Source organism: Segetibacter koreensis DSM 18137 (assembly GCF_000374045.1).
Classification (GTDB): Bacteria; Bacteroidota; Bacteroidia; order Chitinophagales; family Chitinophagaceae; genus Segetibacter; species Segetibacter koreensis.
Genome location: NZ_KB893385.1, coordinates 1 through 25349 on the forward strand (window position 1 = coordinate 1; position 25349 = coordinate 25349).

The 25349-nt window shown below is 39.8% G+C and carries 10 protein-coding genes, 2 tRNA genes and 3 rRNA genes; 6 read left to right on the forward strand and 9 right to left on the reverse strand.

Annotated elements, in window-relative coordinates; genetic code table 11:
- Positions 1-66 precede the first annotated feature (66 nt).
- The 6 genes from rrf to B154_RS0125160 all read right to left on the reverse strand — a co-directional run bounded on the left by rrf (position 67) and on the right by B154_RS0125160 (position 7212).
- Positions 67-178 (reverse strand): 5S ribosomal RNA (gene rrf, locus B154_RS0125135).
- 125 nt (positions 179-303) lie between these two features.
- Positions 304-3187, reverse strand: a 23S ribosomal RNA gene (locus tag B154_RS0125140).
- Between the two features lie 300 nt (positions 3188-3487).
- Positions 3488-3561: transfer RNA gene (locus tag B154_RS0125145), tRNA-Ala, on the reverse strand.
- A gap of 77 nt (positions 3562-3638) precedes the next feature.
- Positions 3639-3713 (reverse strand) — tRNA-Ile (locus B154_RS0125150).
- Between the two features lie 144 nt (positions 3714-3857).
- Positions 3858-5384: ribosomal RNA gene (locus B154_RS0125155) — 16S ribosomal RNA — on the reverse strand.
- Together the 16S, 23S and 5S rRNA genes with 2 tRNA genes alongside form the textbook arrangement of a ribosomal RNA operon.
- 895 nt (positions 5385-6279) lie before the next feature.
- A complete protein-coding gene (locus B154_RS0125160; RefSeq protein ID WP_018617124.1) occupies positions 6280-7212 on the reverse strand; it encodes a hydroxypyruvate isomerase family protein in 933 nt (310 codons plus the stop codon).
- A gap of 62 nt (positions 7213-7274) precedes the next feature.
- Here B154_RS0125160 and B154_RS29765 point away from each other — a divergent pair, with 62 nt between their 5' ends.
- From B154_RS29765 to B154_RS0125185, 5 genes are all read left to right on the forward strand, one after another.
- Entirely contained in the window at positions 7275-8294 is a 1020-nt protein-coding gene (locus B154_RS29765) for an FAD:protein FMN transferase (protein WP_018617125.1), read from the forward strand.
- 259 nt (positions 8295-8553) lie between these two features.
- Complete coding sequence (locus B154_RS0125170; RefSeq protein WP_018617126.1) at positions 8554-9531, forward strand: formylglycine-generating enzyme family protein; 978 nt, start codon at positions 8554-8556, stop codon at positions 9529-9531.
- A gap of 54 nt (positions 9532-9585) precedes the next feature.
- Positions 9586-10926 (forward strand): Gfo/Idh/MocA family protein, encoded by a 1341-nt coding sequence (locus B154_RS0125175; protein WP_018617127.1) that lies wholly within the window; start codon positions 9586-9588, stop codon positions 10924-10926.
- A gap of 266 nt (positions 10927-11192) precedes the next feature.
- Positions 11193-14267: a sensor histidine kinase gene (locus tag B154_RS0125180; RefSeq protein WP_018617128.1), complete on the forward strand. Its 3075-nt coding sequence runs from the start codon at positions 11193-11195 to the stop codon at positions 14265-14267.
- Positions 14268-14349: 82 nt separating this feature from the next.
- Complete coding sequence (locus B154_RS0125185) at positions 14350-15456, forward strand: acyltransferase family protein (protein ID WP_018617129.1); 1107 nt, start codon at positions 14350-14352, stop codon at positions 15454-15456.
- Between the two features lie 146 nt (positions 15457-15602).
- Here the strand turns inward: B154_RS0125185 and B154_RS0125190 are convergent, their stop codons facing one another.
- From B154_RS0125190 to B154_RS0125200, 3 genes are all read right to left on the reverse strand, one after another.
- Entirely contained in the window at positions 15603-18929 is a 3327-nt protein-coding gene (locus tag B154_RS0125190; RefSeq protein WP_018617130.1) for a VCBS repeat-containing protein, read from the reverse strand.
- A gap of 96 nt (positions 18930-19025) precedes the next feature.
- Entirely contained in the window at positions 19026-20870 is a 1845-nt protein-coding gene (locus B154_RS0125195) for a RagB/SusD family nutrient uptake outer membrane protein (RefSeq protein ID WP_018617131.1), read from the reverse strand.
- Positions 20871-20880: 10 nt separating this feature from the next.
- Entirely contained in the window at positions 20881-24093 is a 3213-nt protein-coding gene (locus tag B154_RS0125200; RefSeq protein WP_018617132.1) for a SusC/RagA family TonB-linked outer membrane protein, read from the reverse strand.
- Between the two features lie 381 nt (positions 24094-24474).
- Between B154_RS0125200 and B154_RS0125210 the strand changes: the two genes are divergently transcribed.
- A complete protein-coding gene (locus B154_RS0125210) occupies positions 24475-25044 on the forward strand; it encodes an RNA polymerase sigma factor (RefSeq protein ID WP_018617134.1) in 570 nt (189 codons plus the stop codon).
- Positions 25045-25349: the final 305 nt, after the last annotated feature.

A 25349-nucleotide genomic window follows, 5' to 3' on the forward strand; every position in this document is an offset into this window, starting at 1 on the left:
TTTACGTTTGAGTTAGAATCAAAAGACCCTTACGTTTAAAAACTGTAAGGGTCTAAAGAATAATAAATATGGCGGCTACCTACTCTCCCGGTTGGTGTACCAGTACCATCGGCCATGGGGGACTTAACTTCTCTGTTCGGTATGGGAAGAGGTGAACACCCCCGGCAAAACCACCATAAGACATTTGAGTTGTCAGTTTCAGGGTATAAATTGTAAGCTGTTTTAAACTTAAAACTTAATACTTATCACTCAACGCTCTAATAATGTACATATTGGGAAGTCGTAATAACAGAAGTAAAAAAAAAATTAAAGCTTACGGGCAATTAGTACTGCTTGGCTTTGATGTTACCACCTTTACACCTGCAGCCTATCAACGTCATAGTCTCTGACGGCCCTTAAAAGTAAACTCATCTTGAGGTAGGTTTCACGCTTAGATGCTTTCAGCGTTTATCCTGTCTGTACATAGCTACTCGGCATTGCACCTGGCGGCACAACCGATACACCAGCGGTACATACGACCCGGTCCTCTCGTACTAAGGTCATGTCCTCTCAATTTACTAGCGCCCATCACAGATAGGGACCGAACTGTCTTGCGACGTTCTGAACCCAGTTCACGTGCCACTTTAATCGGCGAACAGCCGAACCCTTGGGACCTTCTCCAGCCCCAGGATGTGACGAACCGACATCGAGGTGCCAAACCTCACCGTCGATATGAGCTCTTGGGTGAGATCAGCCTGTTATCCCCAGAGTACCTTTTATCCTTTGAGCGATGGCCCTTCCATTCAGAACCACCGGATCACTTTAGCCGTCTTTCGACCCTGCTCGGCTTGTCTGCCTCACAGTCAAGCACCCTTTTACTAATGCGCTCTGCGTACGATTACCAACCGTACTGAGGGTACCTTTGCAAGCCTCCGTTACTTTTTAGGAGGCGACCACCCCAGTCAAACTACCCACCATGCAATGTCTCCCGGATAGGGATTAGACTCTAAGTAAACGAAGGTTGGTATTTCAACGACCGCTCCACGATGGCTGGCGCCACCGCTTCATAGCGTCCCAACTATGCTACACATCGGTTACTCAAAATCAATGCAAAGTTGTAGTGAAGGTTCATGGGGTCTTTCCGTCCCGTGACGGGTAACCGGCATCTTCACCGATACTACAATTTCACCGGGCTCGCGGAGGAGACAGTGTTCAACTCATTAGACCATTCGTGCAGGTCGGAACTTACCCGACAAGGAATTTCGCTACCTTAGGACCGTTATAGTTACGGCCGCCGTTTACTGGGGCTTCAGTCAGGAGCTTTGGGGTTACCCCCGAACACCCTTCCTTAACCTTCCAGCACCGGGCAGGTATCAGGCTCTATACGTCATCTTTCGATTTTGCAGGGCCCTGTGTTTTTGTTAAACAGTTGGTTGAACCATTTTACTGAGACCACATCACTGTGGTACGCTTTATCCCGAAGTTACAGCGTCAATTTGCCTAGTTCCTTCTCCGCGGCTCACCCGAGCGCCTTAGAATACTCATCTCGACTACCTGTGTCGGTTTACGGTACGGGCCGCATTAGCCATACCTTAGAAGTTTTTCTCGGAGGTCTGATTAGGGACATTATCCACGCTGCCGAAGCTTTGTGGTACTATCAGGTTCGCCATCTCTTGCGGATTTACCTGCAAAAAATATAACTACACCCTTTAACGTGAACATCCGTGGTCACGCAGTCCTTTCACTACCCCGTCTCTCCATCGAAACTAATGCGGGTACTGGAATATTAACCAGTTTTCCATCAACTACCCCTTTCGGGTTTGCCTAAGGACCCGACTAACCCTGATCCGATTAACGTTGATCAGGAACCCTTAGTCTTACGGCGATAATGTTTTTCACATTATTTATCGTTACTTATGCCTACATTTTCTTTTCTAATCGCTCCAGCATACCTCACGATAAACCTTCAACGCAGATTAGAATGCTCCCCTACCGATAACATACCTAGTATGTATCATAGAGCTTCGGTTCATGGTTTGATGCCCGATTATTTTCCGTGCAGAGTCTCTCGACCAGTGAGCTGTTACGCACTCTTTAAATGAATGGCTGCTTCCAAGCCAACATCCTGGCTGTTATAGAAACTCCACCTCGTTTGATCAACTTAACCATGTATTAGGGACCTTAGCTGCTATTCTGGGTTATTTCCCTCTCGGCCATGGACCTTAGCGCCCACAGCCTCACTGCTGCAGATATTTACCAGCATTCGGAGTTTGTCAGGGTTTGGCAGGCGGTGAAGCCCCCTAGCCCAATCAGTAGCTCTACCTCTGGTAAACTTCTATATGCAACGCTGTTCCTAAAAACATTTCGGGGAGAACGAGCTATCTCTCAGTTTGATTGGCCTTTCACCCCTATCCACAAGTCATCCCATAACTTTTCAACGTTAATGGGTTCGGTCCTCCAGTGTGTGTTACCACACCTTCAACCTGCTCATGGATAGATCACAAAGTTTCGCGTCTACCCCCACTGACTAAATCGCCTTATTCAGACTCGCTTTCGCTGCGGCTCCGTTAATGATGAACTTAACCTCGCCAGTGAGGAGTAACTCGTAGGCTCATTATGCAAAAGGCACGCCGTCACATATTGCTATGCTCCGACCGCTTGTAGGCGTACGGTTTCAGGAACTATTTCACTCCCTTATTCAGGGTACTTTTCACCTTTCCCTTACGGTACTGGTTCACTATCGGTGTCTGTGGAGTATTTAGCCTTACCGGATGGTGCCGGCAGTTTCAGGCAGGATTCCTCCGGTCCCGTCTTACTCAGGATACTGCTCGTTATACTCAATTTGTGCCTACAGGACTTTCACCTTCTATGATGTCACTTTCCAGAAACTTCAGCTTGATGAGTACTCCTAAATGCAGTCCTACAACCCCGGTGCAGCACGCCACACCGGTTTGGGCTCTTCCCTTTTCGCTCGCCACTACTCAGGGAATCATTATTATTTTCTTTTCCTCCGGGTACTTAGATGTTTCAGTTCTCCGGGTTGGCTCTCCTTGCAGAGTAATACACCTTCAGTGTATTAGGTTGTCCCATTCGGAAACCTGCGGATATATCGCTTGTGTGCAGCTCCCCGCAGCTTATCGCAGCTTACCGCGTCCTTCTTCGCCTCACAGACCCTAGGCATCCACCATACGCCCTTATTTGCTTTAAAAAAGTTTATAGTGTATTGGACTTGTATCATAAGTTAATACAAACCCGTCCACTTGCTATCATTACTATTACTACCAATGATAACTGTTATTCAATTACTACTACTATTACAACTTATTTTCCCAATATGTCAAAGAACTTACCTCGGCCCCGTCCCTAAAGGAAGGAGAGAGATTTGCTGATGTAAAGGTTACGAACCTCCTAGACCTTAATACGTCACATCACCATTCACTATTTTAAAAAAGAACTTGTTTGCTGCCGACTGTCAGCCTTACGCCTCTTGCCTTCAGCTTGTTACTTGTGGAGGATATCGGAGTCGAACCGATGACCCTCTGCGTGCAAGGCAGATGCTCTAGCCAACTGAGCTAACCCCCCAAAGGAGTTATAAGTTGTAGGTTATACATTATAAGTTTTCACTTACTACCTTATTACTTACCACTTACGACTTTTTGTAGACCCGAGCAGATTTGAACTGCTGACCCCTACATTATCAGTGTAGTGCTCTAACCAGGCTGAGCTACGGATCTATGTCACCCCTAACCCCTAATGGGCTTAAATGCATAACCCGCTGATGCTGGGATTGAAGAGCTACTATCTAAAGAACTTCTTTTAGAAGTATTTGAAAGAATACAGAAGTAACAGCTTTTACAGTACTAAGAAAATCGCTCTAAAAAGGAGGTATTCCAGCCGCACCTTCCGATACGGCTACCTTGTTACGACTTAGCCCCAGTTACCAGTTTTACCCTAGGCGACTCCTTACGGTTATCGACTTTAGGTACACCCGGCTTCCATGGCTTGACGGGCGGTGTGTGCAAGGTCCGGGAACGTATTCACCGTAGCGTTGCTGATCTACGATTACTAGCGATTCCAGCTTCATGCAGGCGAGTTGCAGCCTGCAATCTGAACTGAGAGAAGGTTTTTGAGATTAGCGCCCTGTCACCAGGTGGCAGCTCTTTGTCCTTCCCATTGTAGCACGTGTGTAGCCCTGGGCATAAAGGCCATGATGACTTGACATCATCCCCTCCTTCCTCGCGTCTTACGACGGCAGTTTCAATAGAGTTCCCAGCTTGACCTGATGGCAACTATTGATAGGGGTTGCGCTCGTTGCGGGACTTAACCCAACACCTCACGGCACGAGCTGACGACAGCCATGCAGCACCTTACCGCCGGCCCCTTGCGGGGATGTGAGCTTTCACCCACAGTCCAACGGCATTCTAGCCCAGGTAAGGTTCCTCGCGTATCATCGAATTAAACCACATGCTCCACCGCTTGTGCGGACCCCCGCCAATTCCTTTGAGTTTCAACCTTGCGGTCGTACTTCCCAGGTGGGATACTTAATGCTTTCGCTCAGACACTTATTGTCTATCACAAATGTCGAGTATCCATCGTTTAGGGCGTGGACTACCAGGGTATCTAATCCTGTTTGATCCCCACGCTTTCGTGCCTCAGTGTCAATATCCCTGTAGTTAGCTGCCTTCGCAATTGGTGTTCTATGTCATATCTAAGCATTTCACCGCTACATGACATATTCCGCTAACCTCCAGAAAATTCAAGAAACATAGTATCAATGGCAGTTTCCGTGTTAAGCACGGAGATTTCACCACTGACTTACATTCCCACCTACGCACCCTTTAAACCCAGTGAATCCGGATAACGCTTGCACCCTCCGTATTACCGCGGCTGCTGGCACGGAGTTAGCCGGTGCTTATTCCTATGGTACCGTCAACGACACAAGAATGTATCGGTTTCTTCCCACATAAAAGAAGTTTACAATCCAGAGGACCTTCATCCTTCACGCGGCATGGCTGGTTCAGAGTTGCCTCCATTGACCAATATTCCTTACTGCTGCCTCCCGTAGGAGTCGGGCCCGTGTCTCAGTGCCCGTGTGACTGGTCGTGCTCTCACACCAGTTACTGATCGATGGCTTGGTGGGCCTTTACCCCGCCAACTACCTAATCAGCCGCACAGCCATCTCTGAGCAATAAATCTTTAATTATTATGTGATGCCACACAACAATACTATGGGGTATTAATCCGGATTTCTCCGGGCTATCTCCCACTCAGAGGAAGGTTCTGTACGTGTTCCGCACCCGTTTGCCGGTCGCCAGCAGGTATTGCTACCCCTGTTGCCCCTCGACTTGCATGTATTAAGCCTGCCGCTAGCGTTCATCCTGAGCCAGGATCAAACTCTCCATTGTAAATGAGTTTTTGACCACTGACATCAATTCGTCTCAATTAAGAAAATTAACGTCTTGTGTTCTCTTGTATTTTTACGCTTTCTTACCTGTGTAAATAACTTTTACAGTTACTTACGCTGTTACTTCCATACTTTCAAAGATCTTCCAATCTTTTATCAACCAAATTCTTCTCTCCGGTCAACAAGATTTTAATATTTTTTATGTAAACACCTTAGTATCAAGCACTTCTGCTATTATCTACCGCAGCGTTAAGAACTTTTTTTTACCCGTTTTTTATTTGGGAGTGCAAAGATAAGGAGCTTTTTTATTCTGCCAAATTTTATTTTGACTTTCTCTCTTTTTTAAGAAGTTTTTTTTCTTACTTCTTTCTCCTCACTTTTTTTTAAGAACTACACCGTTTTTAAACGGGTTGCAAAGGTAAGTACTTCTACTTCTCTGACAAAACTTTTTTTAAAGTTTTTTCTCCATCCCTCTTTTCCCTGCTTCCTGAAAGAACTTTATCCCTTTTTTATTTCCGGGCGGCAAAAATAAGAAGAAATAACATCCAAACAAATATCTTTTTTTACCCTATTTACCTCTCTCTCACCTGCTCCTAAAAGAACTATCCGCTTCCTATTTTTTCTGTAAAAGCGGGAGCAAATATAACACTAAAAAATTAACCCGAAAATATTTATCTCACAAACCCAACCCCCTTTCACTTTTCTTTAGAGTTTGAATTGCAAAAACCAGTCTCCTTCTTTTACAAAAATCGGTTGCAAAAATGTATCTATCCATTACTTATCCTACAGGCTTTATTCTCTTAAACCACAGATTTTACTTTTCTTTTAGTTTATTGCAGCGATTAAAGTTGAGCCTACTTTGAAGAAACAAAGAAAGAATATTTATGTATCATAATTTAAACTGCAAAACTATCTGCTTCGCGGTATGCCTGTAACAAAGCCAATTCACCTTCTTTACCCTCTTTTGATTTTCCATGCTCCATTCCCAGTATTCCCTTGTACCCCTTTTTATGCAAGTGCTGAAAAATATTTTTATAATTTACTTCTCCGGTTCCTGGTTCGTTCCTTCCGGGATTGTCACCTATTTGTACATACCCTAACTCATCCCAACACGCGTCTATGTTTACAATCAAATCTCCTTCATTTCTTTGCATATGATATAAATCAAAAAGAATTTTACATGAAGGGCTGTTTACTGCCTTGCAAACCATATATGCCTGATTAGACGTTCTAAGAAAAAGATCTGGATTATCACTTAAAGGCTCTAATACCATTGTTAGGCCTGCCGGTTCCAATATTTTAGCTCCAAGACGTAAGGCCTCAATAACATGTGCTGTCTGGATATCCATAGGCAACTTTCTTTCAAAATATCCCGGTACCACTGTTGCCCATTTTGCATTGACACGCTTACTTACTTCAACTGCTTTCGTACAAATAGAAACAAATGTATCGTAAAACTCTTTTTTACCTGTAGCAAGAGACGTTTTCCAATTATCTCCGCCGTCTATGACAAATACACCCATCCTCATGCCTAGTCTGTTTAGTTCCTTCCCTATTTTTTCCTGAACATCTACCGGCCTATCCATCATACCATTGTCTTCAATACTTCTAAAGCCCTGATCGTGCATGTACTTTAGTTGATCTATAAGGTCTTTGCCAGCATTATTTTCAAACATTCCAAAATGTGGCGCATAGTCGCAGGTAAATGTCTTAGTAGCATTTTTGTCATAAACTTTTCCATTTGCAGCGTTAGCGAATACAGGTTGAGCACCAACCAAAGCAGCAGCGCTCCCTAAAATACCCTGCTGAAGGAAATTTCTTCTTTGCATACAATCGTTTTGATAATTTAAAAGATGTTATAAATTTAGAACTTTAAAAGTAATAAAGCATAGTGAATAAACCGGCAGTAACACTTTTATTTATGGTCATTTGCTTCACGGCATGTGCGCAATACAAGAAATACAGTTTTCAGCAACCGAAAATGGGCTCTCCTTTCAATATAGTAATATATAGTGTTGACTCTGTTGCTGCTGAAAATGCGGCTCTTGCTACATTTAGAATGATAGATACTCTTAATGAGATATATAGCGATTACTTGCCTAACAGTGAATTAAATAATTTATGCGCTTCATCAGGTACGGGAAAGTGGGTAAAAGTTTCTAAACCATTATTTGCTATTTTACAAAAAGCTCGGCACTGTAGTGAAATAAGTTTTGGAAGTTTTGATGTAACAATGAGTCCGGTCATCAGGCTATGGCGAACAGCACGTCGTGAAAAAAGGCTGCCTGATAAAGACAGTTTAAATGAGGCTAAAAAAAGGGTGAGCTATAAATATATTGAAGTGGATACAGGAAATAGATGCATACGCTTACTCAAATCGGGTATGCAGTTAGACCTGGGGGGTATAGCGAAAGGAGAAACTGCACAAAGAGCATACGCACGGTTATGTAAATTGGGTTTCCCTTATTCATTAGTTGATGCCGGTGGAGATATAGTAGCTGGTAATGTGCCACCGCAAGTGGAAGGATGGAAAATAGCGATAAACCTACCTGAAACGGAAGAACTGATGAACCAACAATTATTGCTAAGAAATAAAGCAGTTACTACATCTGGTGACCTTTACCAGTACCTTGAAGTAAATGGCGTTCGTTATTCACATATTATCGACCCCACTACAGGATGGGCTTTAACCAATTCCCGTAATGTTACCGTCATCGCCGACAATGGAACAGATGCCGATTGGCTTACGAAGGCCTGTAGTATTTTAACGATTAGCAAAGCATTAGAACTGATAAAAAAATTTCCGTCGGCAGAGGTACAGATAGCTGTTTTGGAAAATAATACGCCTCGTTTTTATCGCTCACCAGGCTTCAAATCATACTTTAAACAATTGGGGGATGGAGGGCACTAATTATTCGTTTCAATCTTCCAAGAACAAGAAATTAAAAATGAATAAATTAATAATTTAATTATTTTTGGATTTGACAACTTATATAATAATCTTTTAGTCTGAAATTAAATATACAAATGAAAAAAGGCATAGAATCGAAAGCAGCTCATTGGTTTACAGGTGAAGTGATTTCCACGCAACAATGATGCTATATGAGCGTGTGCCTGTATACAAAATATTCATCCAATATCCTCTAATAGATTTACAACTTTTAACACTAATGATAAGAAATTTTGCTTGCTTTTGTATTCTGTCAATATTTATTACCCGTATTAACCAAGTAGTTGCACAACCGGTCACTGATTCTTTCAATTCTTATAATCAGTCAATTCCAGGAACAGAAATAAAATTTAAGATGATGCCTGTAAAGGGCGGAAGTTTTATAATGGGAAGTGATGCAAAGGAGAAAGGAAGAAAATCAGATGAAGGCCCTGCGAAGGAAATTTCTGTATCATCATTTTGGATGGGCGCCTACGAAGTAACGTACGATGAGTATGACGCTTTTTTTAAAGATGAAGCTTTTACAAGGAATCAGCCTGTGGCCGATGCTATTACAAGACCCAGCCCACCCTACATAGACCTTACTTTAGGAATGGGTAAACAAGGGGGATTTCCAGCGAATAGCATGTCACAATATGGCGCTTTAATGTTTTGCCGCTGGTTGTATAAAAAAACAGGTGTATTTTACCGATTACCGACAGAGGCAGAATGGGAATATGCATGCCGGGCCGGAAGTAAGACAGCTTATCCATTTGGAAATGATACTACAGGGTTGAGTAAATACGCCTGGTATAAGAATAACAGTGATAACAAATATCATAAAACGGGTCTTAAATCTCCGAATAAACTAGGATTATACGATATATTGGGAAATGTTTCAGAATGGGCGCTTGATCAATACGATGAAAATTATTTTCAAAGGCATGAAACGGCGTCAAAAGACCCTTTGATTGTTCGCACTGCCCGGCATCCACGCACACTTAAAGGAGGTAATTACCAGGATGCTGCACCAGAGTTACGGAGCGCAAGCCGTTTGAAATCTAACCTCGACTGGAACAAAAGGGATCCACAAATACCGAGAAGCAGGTGGTGGAATGCCGATGCACCTTTTATTGGTTTTCGTATAGTTCGTCCCGCAATTAAACCTTCCGAAGAAGAGATAAATAAGTTTTTTGCCCTTTATTTAGATAATTATTAATAATAAATATTACCTTATTAAATAACCATTCATCTCTAACGCTAAAAATGCAATATGAATAACGAAAACGCTACACAATCAAGAAGAGATTTTGTCAGGCAGACATCTCTTGCAGCAGGAGGAATACTTGCTATGCCAATTCTTTCAAAAGCAAATTATTTTTCCGGCTCTTCCGACGTAATAAAAATAGCTATGGTCGGTTGTGGAGGAAGGGGTACAGGAGCTATAGTACAGGCACTCAGCACAAAACAAAATGTGCAATTAGTGGCCATGGCAGATGCTTTTCGAGACAGGCTAGACAGCAGCTATAAAAATATAGAAGAAGCCTTAAAAGAAAATGGATTAGAGAAAAGACTCCAGGTAAAAGAAGAAAATAAATTTATTGGTTTTGATGCCTATAAAAAAGCTATTCCACTTGCAGATGTAGTTATATTAGCAACACCGCCCGGTTTTCGTCCCATACATTTTGAAGAAGCGATCAGGCTAAACAAGCATGTATTTATGGAAAAACCTGTAGCTACAGATCCTGCCGGCATTCAAAAAGTATTGCAGGTAGCAGAAGAGGCTAAAAGAAAAAAATTAAATGTTGTTGTTGGTTTGCAACGCCGTTATCAGACCTCTTACAGAGAATTGATGAAACGTATTAAAGATGGTGCTATTGGAGATATAGTAGCTGCGCAGGCATATTGGAATAATGATGGCGTTTGGGTAAACCCACGGAAACCAGGTATGACAGAAATGGAATACCAGATGCGCAACTGGTATTATTTTGTATGGCTTTGCGGGGATCATATCACTGAACAGCATATTCATAATATAGATGTAATTAACTGGGCTATGGATGGCTACCCGGTAAGTGCACAAGGAATGGGAGGTCGTGAAGTACGCAAAGGAAAAGACTATGGCGAAATCTTTGATCACCATTACGTGGAATTTCAATATGGCGACGGAACTCTTTTAAATAGCCAATGTAGGCATCAGAAAGGAACGATGAGTAAAGTAGATGAACTGCTTGTTGGCACAAAGGGAAAGGTATTTTTTGACGAAGCGCGTATAACAGATTTAAAAGGAAAGGTACTTTACCAGTTTGACAAGAAAAATGAGAACCAGCCTTACCAGGCCGAGCATGATGAATTATTTGCTGCGATAGCAAACGGACAATATAAGTTCTGGGATGCCGAGCGTGGAGCAAAAAGTACGATGACATCTATTCTGGGAAGGATGGCAACCTATTCAGGGCAGGTAATTGCATGGGATAAGGCGATCAACAGTGGTATAAATTTACATCCTACAGAGTATACATGGGATGCAAAATTGCCTGTTATGCCTAACAGTGAAGGATTATACGCTGTTGCCATACCAGGTGTTACAAAATATGATGTAGCAGTTAAATAATAACGCAGAAAAGGTTAAAAGCAAGTCTTTATAATTTTTTTTGTGTCTTTCCCTAAAAAACCATTGATGAACATTAAATCAATGGTTTTTTATTTTCTTTAATCCCCCTTTCTTCGCATAAAACGTATTGATCGTTTACCTATACATACTCTTTGGGCTGCCTCAGCTATTTAAAACCAAATAACTATGTCATACCTAAAAGTTTTATATGAACTTATGTTTTGAGGTTAAATAACTTGTGAAATTATTAGATTTGCATTACCAAAATGAGAAGCTTATATATACTTCTACTCTTGCTGTTTTTACATACATCTGCTGCTGCCCAGCAGGGCTTTGCATTTATTCATATAACTACTGACGATGGAATGGGCCTTGCCAGCAACCTGGTTACCAGTTTGTACCAGGATGAAAAAGGTTTTATTTGGGTTGGCACTGGAAATGGCTTACAACGTTTTGATGGAAGTAAGTTTATCGAAATGAGTACTTCCAAAGCAGGAAAAGATAATTTGATCCACTCACGGCTGTCACAAATAATTCCTGCAGATAGCGGTAAGCTTATTTTAACCAGTTTTGTTCTGCGCAAAGTCGGCTTGTTTGATCCGGCAACCTTTATTTATAAACCAATTCCAATTAAACCTTCTCACCAAATTTCACCGCGATCTGAGTATCGTATTTGGAAGGACTCTAAAGGAGAGATATACTTAACAGTGCAGGATTATGGTATTTTACATTATAATAAAAAGGAAAATGTTTTTGTCGAAGACAATCCTTTTCCATTTCCAGAGCATTGGAGTATAAGTATAAATGGCGTTTACGAAAACGTACCGAAGCAACAATACTGGTTTGCGTGTGACAGTGGTCTGTGTATATATGACAGAAGAAGTAAGCAAATGTGGTATAAAGATAAGAATCCATATGACCTTGCTATTTTAAAGAATAACCGTATACCCAAGAAGTTGACTGAAGTTTATATTGATCAACAAAAACGTATTTGGTTATTTGGATGGCCATTGGCAAATGGCGAACAAATTAAACTGTGCTTTGATAGCAGCGGTTCTAATCTTCTACCAAAGGATACAATTGGGTTGAATTACGGGCCAAAAGATTATACAGATTACAAATTTTTTTATGAAACCAAACAAGGCGAGTTTTGGGTGTACGGGTTCAACGTGTTGGTCAATTACGATAAAAACAGTCGCCGTTTTCACTACAATGTAAGCAGCACAGGAAATGATAACACTACTATAGACTACGAATCAATCTTCCAGTTACTCGAAGATAAAGATGGAAATATCTGGATGGCGACAAATCACGGAATCTATTATACTGCAACCGGCAGTGCTAATGCCTCTATAATAAATGAGACTTTTACTGATACGAGCGGCCCTACAGCAATCAATGATATTCTGGAGTTGCCTAATGGTCAATTGTTGTTTGCCTCATGGCATTTTGGAGTTACTACTACAAACAAATCATTACACCTAACTAAAAATAATTTTTACAGGCAGCCTCCCCCAAACGATTGGTCCCCGGTATTAAAAGCATCAACCAGGCAGACCCTTAGCCTGTACAGACGACCTGAAACAGGCGATGTTTGGGTAGGTTGCAATACAGGAGTTATTTTGATACATAATCCTGATACAAAAACCACTAAATATTTACATCCGCCTGAGTTAAATAATAGCCCTATACAATATATAAATCAAGACAAGAAGGGCAGAATGTGGCTGAGCACGAAAGCGGGAAGACTGGTGAAATGGAATGATAATAAATTTACGCTCGTACATGATATCGGGACAACTATATACAAAATATTTGTGGATAGACAAGGATGGTTATGGATAGCCACGCGTGAAAGGGGGCTGTATGCAATAGACCCTGAAGATGGTAAAGTATTGCAGCACTATAGCGAAAATGGCGGAAAAAACAGTTTATACAGCAACACGGGAACAGATATTGAACAATTACAAGACAATACCATCGTTTTCGGTGCCGGAGCTTTGCACTTTATCAATAAAGACACTCGCACTGTAACAGTTTTTAAATATGAAGACGGCCTACCATCTAACACCGTTCTCAGACTCAGAATCGATAAAAAAGGCTTTTTATGGATAATTACAACAAGTGGTTTGTGCAGGTATAACCCTAATAATAAGCGAATTACTCCTTATGCCCGAAAAGACGGTGTAGTATTGGCAGAGCAAACAATTGTTGCTGATTACCTTACGACAAATGGTTATATCATTTTTGGTGGAAGTAATTCGATTTTAATGTTCAATCCTGAGATTTTGTCTATTACTCAAAAACCCCCTGATGTTACTATCACTGATTTTAAAATATTTAACCAATATGTTCCGGTAGATTCTTTAATGAGGAATTCTTCAATAAAACTGAATTATGATCAAAACTCTTTAAGCATCTACTTTGCTTCATTAAGTTACCGCCAAAGAGATAAGCTTACCTATTATTATAAAATGGTGGGCATTGATAAAAGCTGGGTTAAAGCAGATCGTTTATACTTTGCCAATTACTCCTTATTGCCACCTGGCAAATATATTTTTCAAATCTATTGCGAAAATATTGAAGGATGGCGATCTGATAAAATAACGGAATTAGCGATCGACATAAAACCTCAATTCTGGAGAACATGGTGGTTTTTAAGTCTAATGATATTTTTGGCGGCATGGATAATATATGAAGTGCATGAATTGAGGGTAAACAAACTGCTGGCAGTAGAAGCATTAAGAAGCAGGGTCGCAAGAGACCTTCACGATGACATGGGTAGCACCCTTAGCACCATTAGCATTCTCAGCTCAATGGCAAAAAGCAAAATAAACGAAGACGCATTAAAAACAAATGAGTATTTAGTTAAGATAAGTGAATACAGCGAACGAATGATGGATGCAATGGATGACATTGTCTGGAGCATTAAGCCAAGTAACGACAGTATGCAAAAAGTAACTGCCCGAATGAGAGAATTTGCAACAAATGTGCTGGAAGCGAAAGAAATAGATTTTGAGTTTGTTATAACCGAGGATGTATATGATGTAAAGTTAAATATGGAAGCGAGAAGAGATTTCTTTTTAATTTTTAAAGAAGCGGTAAACAACGCAGCGAAATACTCTAAAGCAAATAAGGTGCTAATACAACTAACCCTGCAGAATAAAAAATTGGTTTTGGTAGTAAAAGATGACGGTTGTGGCTTCGATGTTGATGAAGCGGATGGTAATGGCCTCGGCAACATGAAAAAGAGAGCCGATAACATGAACGGCGACGTTACTATAAAATCATTTATAGGAAAAGGCACAACAGTAAGACTTGTTATACCGCTATTACTTTAAAAATAAAATCAGAGATATAATTTAGAATAGGAATTTATTGATATTATAATATGAGCAAAGGCTGGCTAAATAAGAATTAGACATGAATCGCTTTTTGAGTCAAAAATTTAGATTTTATTCTTTCGTCAGCATTGCATTGCTAGTGTATGTGCATGGTTATAATTTGCAGGAAACTTACCTGACTCCATTTAGTTCAGTTAAAGAAACTCTTACCATTACCACTTTTGTTGAGTACTTTCTTGCCAATGGCGCCTTACGATTTCGTATACCGCTATTATTTATGATTTCAGGGTATATATATGCCCTTCAAGATAATAAGCCGTATGCGCAACGGATAAAAAAACGTTTCATTACCCTTATTATTCCATTTCTTATATGGAGCGCGGTTGGTTTGGCCCTAACGTGGTTATGGCAACAATTCCCGACGACCGCACAGGCAGTGAGAGATGCAAATTTAGATCAACTAGGAGGTATCCGCTCTTATAGTGAAATTGGCTTTGGGGGCATATTAAAACGATTAATAGTAAGACCGGTGTCGTTTCAGTTGTGGTTTATTCGCAGCTTATTTATATACAACATTCTTTATCCTTTTATACGATGGGCTGTTATAAAATATCCGACTATTTGGTTCGCGCTCACTTTTATCTTTTGGCATACTATATTCAGTATCTTTTTTATAGAAGGACTTGGCTTGTTCTTTTTTTCTGCTGGGGTTTGGGTGTGCAAACGAAACTATCCTCTTCATAAAAAGCCATCCTGGTTTAGTCTTTATTTAAGCTGGTTATTTTATATCGGAATTAGTGTTATTAAAACTTTCATGGCCTTTGAGCTGGAGCCTGATAATCCTTCAACTCCTTATATACTTTACACACTACAAGACATCTCTGTTTTTTCTGGAATACTCGCCATCTGGTTTGGGGGAGATAAAATAGTAAAATGGTGTATGAGCAAAAGCTGGTTTGTATGGGCATCGTCGTTTTCCTTTGTAATTTTTGCCCTTCATGTTCCGCTAATTCAGTATGCTACAAGGCTTGCCTTCATCTACTGGCACAACATCGCTAATTACAGACTTCTTACTTATATGACAGTTCCCGTTATTATTTTGTTCTTCTGCATAGTTTTCGGCGCCTTATTTAGAGCTTTATTTCCTAAGGTGTACAGTGTGTCAACAGGTGGAAGAGGCTTTTAAAATTAAAACAAAAACTTTACGCGGAACAGGTGTTAAGGTTTTTTACATGAAAATTTATAAAAGTCGATTAACCTTCCTATCAAAATTATTCTTTCATAAGTGAAGTTTTCTTCATGAATTTCAGGAAAATAACACTTTTTACCTTGTTATTTTCTTTTCATTGTATAAGCTTTTACATCACTTTGGTTTATCCCAATTACCAGCTTATCGTTTATTTCAATTACACTTCTTACATCACCCCATATATTAAAGCCTGATTGTTGTTGATTAACATAGGTAAAATTTCCTTTTCCATCGCCTTTTAGAAACACGCCATAATTAGCATCATACTTACCAAATCGCAGTCTTGCATGATTTATATTGCCACACAGTAGTATATCTTGATTATCCCCATCTTTTATTGCAGTTAAGGTAAACACGGGTGAAAACTGGGTTTGCACAGGCAAATACTTTTCGTGATACTTTCCATCTGATCCGCTTACAAACAATGCGGTTTTTAAATAATTTGCCTTTAAATGACCTGCATCTTTTAGTTCATCTGCAGTAAAAATATCGCCGATTTTTGCATCCGCGTAGCTCTTGTAATCGGTAAATTTGGTCCGCATATTACTAATCTGGTCGAGCAACTCATCTCTTGTAACATAAGGATAGCTGGTATCTTTTATATAGAAGCAAAGAATAGGATCTATGGAGCCATTGTCGTCAAAATCTTTATAATACATTTCTGCCGGCTGCTTATCACTTGCCTTACATTGAGTGTTAAGGCCAAGGTTACCGATAATGAGATCAGGCTTGCCGTCATGATTAAAATCTCCGGTTAATAACTTATTCCACCACCCGGTATAGTTTTTATCAAAATAAGAAGCGGTTTTGTTTTCAAGCTTGCCGTTTATATTAATCAGCACTGTTACTGGCATCCACTCACCTACCACTACAAGATCTTCTTTTTTGTCTCCATTTATATCTACCCATGCAGCGTCTGTTACCATTCCTATATTTTCCAATAAAGGTGCTATTGCTTGAGTCTTATCAGTAAAACGCCCTTTCCCATCATTAATAAGAAGATAGCTTTTAGGCGCTTCAGGATAATGTCCTGGCACAACCCTCCCTCCCACAAACAAATCGGGATAGCCATCTGCATTTATGTCTGCTACCCTGACACAGCTTTTGCTGACATGCATCTGAGGCAGTAGATTGTATGCCTTCACAAAGCCGCCAGTTCCATCATTTAAATACAACCGATCCTGCAATAGTGAGTCGTTCGGCAAATAATTGTGATAGCCCCCGCTTACAACATAGAGATCGTTAAATCCGTCTCCATTTGCATCAAAGAATATTGCATCTGCATCTTCACTTAATTTATCAACTTCAAACGCAGATTCATTCTTTTTTACAAATTTTCCACTTTTTGATTGAATATAGATAGAGCCCGACTGCCCCGATCCGCCTCCTGCATACACGTCTTCAAGTCCGTCTCCATTTACATCTCCTTTAATCAAACAAGGGCCTGAGAAAGACAGAGGATTAATAAGTAACGGCTGTCTTTTAAAATCGTTGATAGAGTTGCTTTGATGGTGATAAGCAATCGGCGATACTGTTTCATGAAAAACAGGTATAACCTTTCGTGAAAAAGAGTGAATAGACGCAGCATCTTTTTCATGTAGCGTTAATATTTGATTCCCTTTTACGTTAATAATTTCTTGCTGCTTACCCGATTGCCAAACAATAAGTAAAGAGTCAATATTACTGTCTGCCCCCAGGCCAAAATGCAGCACCGGCGATACAGACGATTGAAAGCCACGAGTAGGCATTTGTTCAAGAAATTGTTTCTTACCCTTATTATACACTGTCACTTTAGCACCAACCCCCTGTGAATTGGAACCTGCACCATCTAGCTTTATTTCTAGAAAATTATTGGTGGTTTGTATATTAGCATCGTTTTTATAAATAAAGGCAGGCTGATTTATATTATTAACTACAAGATCTAAGTCTCCATCATTGTCAAGATCCGCATAAGCGGCTCCATTGCTATTAGAGGGAATGCTAATCCCCCATCGTGAGTTAGTATTTGTAAAAGTCAGGTCTCCGTTATTTTTATATATATAGTTAACCACGTCTGAAGAAGGTATCTTGCTAACCAGGTCTAATAAATCTTTACGCATCACGGTTCTATCCTGCAGAAAATCACTCATGTACTTCATAAAATCCATGTTTGTATAATCACGCAAATATCCATTGGTCACATACAGGTCCTTCCACCCATCATTGTCATAATCAGCAAATAGTGGCGACCAACTCCAATCGGAATTTGATATTCCTGCCAACTGCCCTATTTCACTATAAGTACCATTACCATTGTTTAAATGAAGCATATTTCGCATAAACTGGTAGTAAAACCCTGAACGTATGTTCACCTCAATTTTTTCATAGTTATCGGGAGCGAATAGCAGTTTTTGTCTGTGGTTATCTTCGGGTAGCATGTCAAGTGTAAAAATATCAGGAATAGCATCATTATTAATATCGGAAATATCATTACCCATTGAAAAAAAAGAAGTGTGCCCAAGAGAAGTTTGCAACTTATCACTAAACGTTCCATTCTTATTGTTGATGTATAAGAAGTCCGGCTCAAGATAATCATTAGATATATAAATGTCTGGAGCACCATCTAGGTTTACATCTGAAATTGCTATGCCTAGCCCATGCGATAATACAGTACTTCTTATTCCTGATTTTGCAGTGACCTCGCTAAAATGACCATTATCATTTCGCAAAAGTTTCACTCCACTTGTATGGTCGTTAAGGGGAAGCAGTTTTTTGATAGTAGCTTCATCAAGAACTGTTCGCTTTATAATACTATGATTTAATAATAATAAGTCAAGATCAGAATCATGATCATAGTCAAAAAAAATAGCCTGTGTAGAATATGAAGAATCTGCTAAACCATAATCGTAAGCGTGGTCACTAAAATGTGGCATTCCCTTCGCATCGTTCCCATCATTGATAAATAATTGCTTTACCCTCTTTTCACCTTTTAATTTCCCTGAATAACTTACATAAAAGTCGAGTTTACCATCACCGTTTATGTCCACCATTGTCACCCCTGTTTTCCATGGACCCGGTCTTCCTGCAACACCAGCCTGATTTGTTATATCCTCAAACTTCATGTTGCCCTTGTTAAGATAAAGCTTGTTATCTACCATATTACCGGTAAAGTAAATATCCTGTAGTCCATCTCCATTTACATCACCAACAGCGACCCCGCCCCCATTATAAAAATATTCATAGATTAAAACATTTGTGTTAAGCCCTTCTGTAAGCGTGTTAGTAAAATCTATATTTGTCTCCGAAGAAGGCAATAAAGTAAACAAATGCTTTGCAGTATCTGCTGACTGCTCTTTCTCAGAAGAATTTTTACAATTAGCAAATAGAATTACAATAAAAAAAAGAAGGCAGGGGATACGATTAATGATCATTTAAAAAACAGGATATTTTACTGGTACTGAAATTAAAAAATCTATGCAATATTCAATGCATAGATTTTTATTTATTAATTAAAATAACTATTTCTATTAATATCCCGGATTTTGAATAAGCTGCTTGTTCTTATTCATTTCGTCAAGTTTAATAGGGGGAAAATATAACTTATCATCCCATGCCCGGTTTTCCACACCCGATTCTATGTTTTGAACTCTGTATGTATAATCGTAATTATCCTTACTGTATCTGTAAATAGTCACGGTCTTTCCAGGTTTCAGTTTACCCGTTATAGTCATAATTCGAACTTTTTGACCAAGTGTCTGCGGAGCAATCATCCAACGTCGGGCGTCATAAAAACGCTGTTCCTCAAATAACATTTCTATGTTGCGCTCATTCTGATAACGCGCTTTGAGGGCAGCACCTGTTTCAGTAACCGCTGGCATACCTGCCCGGAATCGTATCTTATTGAGCCAACTGGTAGCAGTTGCTTCATCCCCTAATTCCAACAAAGCTTCAATGTAATTAAATACGACCTCAGTATACCTTATTTGAATAGAAGGCACCTGTTGCCTGTTGTTCATATCTACAAGAGCCATATTATCATTAGTGAACTTCCTTATTGAATAACCCGTGCGTGTTCCATTCCAGTTTTCGATGGAACTGTTTCTTGTATCTAAACCAAAATACGTTGTTGCCGAACCTGCAGTTCCCACCTCATAGGTTCCAAATTGTATTTCACCGTAAGGGTCTGTACCGGCTCCGTCTGTAGTACGAGGCTTCCATTTAGCGCCATCATACAAAATAGAAGCATAAAACCTAGGGTCCCTGTTTACATATGGATCAGCCGCTTGCTCAGGTTTATTCCAGTCAAACCTAGTTCCATCCATCATTTCATAATTATCTACCAGATTTTGAGTAGGCTCACTTGATGTCCATCCATGGTAACCATTTGTGGTATTATTTCTAGGGTACCAGGCACCCCAGTCATCAGAAGAGGCATTTATATAATATTTCGAAAGTATAGATTCTTTTTCTCCGCCATTTCGTGATAAATAAACATCAGTGTAGTTTGCTACAGCCTCATCTTTTGTAGCGGGTGCAGGTAAATCTAATTTGTAACCGTAAGTACCTAAATCTATAACAGCTTTAGCAGCATCCCTCGCTTTTGTCCATCTTGCGACACGATCTCCACTCACGTATCCTAGCAACTCAGGATTTGAGTAACTGGCAAGAAGAGGTGATTTTGCTTTTGCGGTAGGCATATCGTGAAGATCGCTTGCGGCATACAGCAACACCCTGGATTTAAGGGCCATGGCAGCATCACTGGTAGCACGTCCCAAACCCATGCTCCTTCCGTTTAATAGGAAGGCGGCTGAGTCAAGATCACTAACAATTGCATCAACACATTCAGCATATGTATTTCGTGCAATGGTAAAATCAGGGCTGCTTAAAGAATAAGTCGATTTAATAATTGGAACACCGCCGTAATACCTTAATAACTGGTTGTAACAATGAGCGCGTAAGAAATAGCTTTCTCCTTTTAGCCTGTTTGCTACAGCTGTGTCAAATGTTGCAACTGCAAGATTTTCCAGGGCAACATTTGTTGCCCGTATGCGGGAATACATCTCACCCCATTCGTAAGTATTGTTAACCCAACCAGTACTGGAAGGGCTTATGTTACCTTCCATAATATCCGCCCTTCCAAAATTATATAAAGCATTATCAGTTATACAATCCATGCTTTCCTGATTCAATAAACCATCGTGGTATACATTATAAATATCAGTTACAAAAGCTTCAGATAAAGATGGATCGGCCCAAACTGTAGATGCAGGTGGTTTATCAAGCGGGAGAGTATTTAAAAAATCCTTTTTACAAGCGCCAAACATAGCGCTTAAAGCCATAATAGGTAATATATTTTTTATCAGTTTCTTCATTATATTAAATTTAAAAAGTTACTGTAACGCCTGTATTAATAATTCTGGCCTGGGGATAGTACTGCAAGCTTGAGTTAGTTGACTCAGGATCAAAAATGTCCTGCTTTGCCCAGGTGAACAAGTTGAGGCCATTTGCATATATTCTCAAATTATTAATACCGACTTTCTTTCCTATACCTGACGAAAGTGAATAACCTATTTCGAAGTTTTTAAGACGGATATAATTTGTATTCATCATATAGTAAGTGTTACGGTTAGAGAAGTATTGATTATTCCTGTCTACAGTACGTGGATCTACAGAGCTTGGATTGTCAATTGTCCATCTATGATCAAAAGTGTATTGGAGGTAGTTACCAATAGTTCCTGATTCTGTTTGCAAGAAAACCTCTCCACCGGTAGCAGCCTGAAATAGGATAGATAAGTCAAAGTTTTTGTATTGGGCACCCATAACCAAACCTCCCTGGAAGGTTGGCAGGTTAGTTTTATCAGATCTCACCCTGTCATATGCATCAATTATACCATCTGGTTTGCCATCGGGACCGCCAACATCTTTAAATTTCATGCTACCCGGGAAAAGCTTACCTGCGCCACCCACTCCCGTATAGTCAAGCTTATTTGCATCTACATCTTTCTGATCTTTAAATACGCCGTCATACTGATACAACAGCATGTCATCAGGATTATTTATATCAGTTGGTATAGGATGGCCGGTGGACAATTGATACGCTGGTAGACCAGGTGTTTCGTCCCAAAAGAGAATTTTGTTTTTAGCATACCCACCATTAACGCTTACGTTATATGATACAGCGCCCGCCTTTCCATTGTATCCCACTTTAAATTCCCAACCTTTATTTGCAACCTTACCGATATTTTCGGCAGGCAAAGTAATACCTGTCGATTGTGGTATCGAGGCATTTCTTTTCCACAAAATGCTTGAACGACGGTTTTGGAAATAATCAAATTCAAAATTGATTTTATTTCTTAGCAGGGTGCCCTCTAGACCTAAATCGTAGTTATTTGCTACTTCCCAGGTAATATTTGGATTAGGTACACCGTTCTCGTGGTAAGCAGTAGCCACCTGGTTGTTTATAACATAACCACTGGGTGTTGCAGCATAAGTTGGCAGATAGTCATATTCCTCCAAAGCATAGCGGTAGTATATAGCATCGTTACCCAACTGTCCCCATGAGCCACGCAATTTTAAAGAGTTTATGAAGGAAATATTATTCTTAAAGAAATCTTCTTCAGAAACTCTCCATCCCGCAGTTATACCGGGAAAAAAGCCAAACCGCTTAGAACTCGGAAAATTGTAAGACCCATCATATCGCCATAAGAATTCAAGAATGTATTTTTCTTTGTAATTGTAACCCACGCGGCCAAAATAATTCAAACGGGCACGTTCCCATGCGCTTCCGCCTGACTTTTGATCAACCTGTCCACCAGCATTTAATTGATCTATAACTGTCGATGGAAAATACTGCCGGTAGGCATTGAAAAAATTGTTTTTGATTGTTTCTCTTGTTGCTCCCGCAAGGAACACTACCTGGTGGTCACCGAATTTGTGGTCATACGATAATATGGCTTCCAACAGAACATTCAGTTGGTCCTCAGAACTTTGGTTAAGCGTAGGTTGTGTTGTAGGACCTTTCTGCACTTTGGTAAGAAGTGGAGTTTTACCATCAGGCTCATAAGAAGTATAATCCCAGCTATAAATATACCAGGGCTTAGTCCAGGTTTTACCCTGCCTCACATATTTGTCCAAGGCTGCATTACCTGTTATCTTCAATCCTTCAACATTGGGAATATTAATTTCAATTTTGCCATTGGTCTGGTAGTAGTAACGCGTATCTCTGTCGTAACCTGTTTGATTTGTTGTTATAACTACCGGCTGTTCACCGTTTTCAATATCAGGACCCGGCAATCCATTCGGCCAATAAGCAGGTTTGTAGGGATAACCACGCATCAGCATTCTGAAAATAGAACCAGCGCTTTTGGTTGGAAAAAAGCGATTCTCCTGGCGGGCAGTTAAGCCAATTGTAGTATTAATATACTTATTTACTTTAGCATCCAGGTTTACCCGCATATCATATTGCTTATACCCGGTAGCAGAATTTTTATAGTATGCATCCTGGTTTTCATAACCCAAAGAAGCAAGGTATCTGACATTTTCAGAACCCCCGGATAGCTGAAGATTGTGACGTGATTGCGGAGACCAGTTTTTTAAGGTGGCATCAAACCAATCTGTATTGGGATGCCCCCACGGATCGGAACCATCTGCATATTTTTTTATGTCATCAGGTTTGAAAGGAGCTGTAGATACGTTTCCGGACGGATCAGTATAGGTTCCTGTTGATTTAAACGCCGCAGCGGCATCTGCCCACTTTCCCGGATCCAGTTTGTATACTTCAATTTCATTAGCCATTGTAGCATAATCAACAGCATTAAGAACTTTTGGTATAGTAGTAGGCTGAGACCATCCCTGGTTGAAACTATAAGACAATTGCGGCTTTCCAATCTTGCCATGTTTAGTAGTAATCAGTATTACACCATTTGCAGCACGGGCACCATAAATTGCAGCTGATGCATCTTTTAACACAGACATGCTTTCTACATCTGCCGGGTTTAAACGGTCTAATCCACCCGCCCTTGCAGGCACGCCATCTATAACAATCAGGGCATCGTTATTTCCTAAAGAATTTACACCACGGATATGAATCGCGGAACCATCATAACCAGGTTCTCCACTGCCGGTTGTGGCAATAACACCAGGTAACCTGCCTGCTATTGAATTAGAAAGGTTAACGGCCGGGGACTTTTGCAATTCTGATCCTTTTACTGTAGCAACTGCACCTGTAACAGTAACTTTCTTTTGTACTCCATATCCCACAACTACTACATCCGTAAGCTGGCTTGTACTGGGAACCAGGCGTACATCAATGGTTGATTTATTTGCTATTGGAATTTCCTGCGACACGTAACCCACAGAAGAAAATACAAGTACTCCCACATTGTTAGGTAATGAAATAGAGTAGTTTCCGCTATTATCTGTAGTTCCACCCAAATTTGCATTTTTAGCCCGAATGCTTACAGATGAAATTCCTGCACCTGTAGCATCAGTTACTCGTCCGGAGATTTTTTTACTTTGACCGAAACTATATGACTGAGAGAAAATAACGCAAAAAAGGTAGATAAGCAATACCCGAAGTAAAAGTGAGGTCTTCATACTGCAGTCGTTTATGGTTTTTGATATTGTAATAATTGTTTAATCTATTAACAATTATTTTAAACATCTAAGGTAAAGTTTTTTCAACAAAAAAAATAAAATGTTAAAACTCATTTTTGACAACAGTGTTTTCTAATGTAAGCTTAAAAAGTAGAAGATTTCCTAAACGTGTTACAGAGCGTTCTAAAAGAAGAAAAAAGCACTCAAATTTTCTATGGTTACCTAACAATTCTGCATTTGTCTCACACCATTCCCAAAACTGATTTTAATTTTCCAATTTATGGAAAAAAAAAGCAAAAATACACAGATAATCATATGAATATCAGTAGTTTAAGAATTTGGCACTAATGTAGGGAAGAGGAGAGAACAACAAAATAAATTATGAATAACACCTCTATCCTAACCGAAAAATCCCTCATCGAAAATTGCATTAACGGAAACAGAAAAAGCCAAAAAGCGCTTTATGATATGTTTTCCTCTAAAATGTTTGCTATCTGTCTTCGCTACACTAAAAACCAAGCTGACGCGGAAGACATATTGCAGGATGGTTTTGTAAAACTGTTTACCAACCTCTATAAATTCAGGGGAGAAGGTTCATTTGAAGGCTGGGTAAGAAGAATTTTTGTAAATACAGCTATTGAACACCTAAGACGAAATAATATAAAATTCATGGAAAGTGATGGTTTTGAAAATGCAATAGCTGATAAGCAAAAAAGTGCACTAGACTGTCTATACGAAAAAGACCTGATTAATACCTCTATGAAACTTAGCGAGGGCTACCGCACCGTTTTTCAACTGTATGCAGTAGAAGGATATTCACACAAAGAAATTGCAGTTAAGTTACACATAACAGAAAGCACCAGCAAATCACAGTTTTCCAGAGCTAAGGCTATACTTAGAGACGTTTTGCAAAGCAGAAATACAAAGAGAAACTTAAAAGTCAGCCTCTAATTCTTTTTAGAACGGCTTTTTCTCATTCCATTTTATTTTGTAAAATTTATAATTTATATTAAATGAACAAAACGGTTCTATTTATTCTCTTAATTATTTCGATTTTTTCTGCCAGTTGTGCAAGCAGTCGTTATCCCAAAAACGGATGTGCACAATGGCAGGGTTATAAGTCTAAGTACTATTACTATTAAAGCAAAAGGTGAATATTTCGACCATAGCCGTGTCTTTTTATAAGTCTAAGTACTATTACTATCGAAAGGATTAGACATTATACCTTTAGTTGAAGATGCTGCAATGAGATTTCT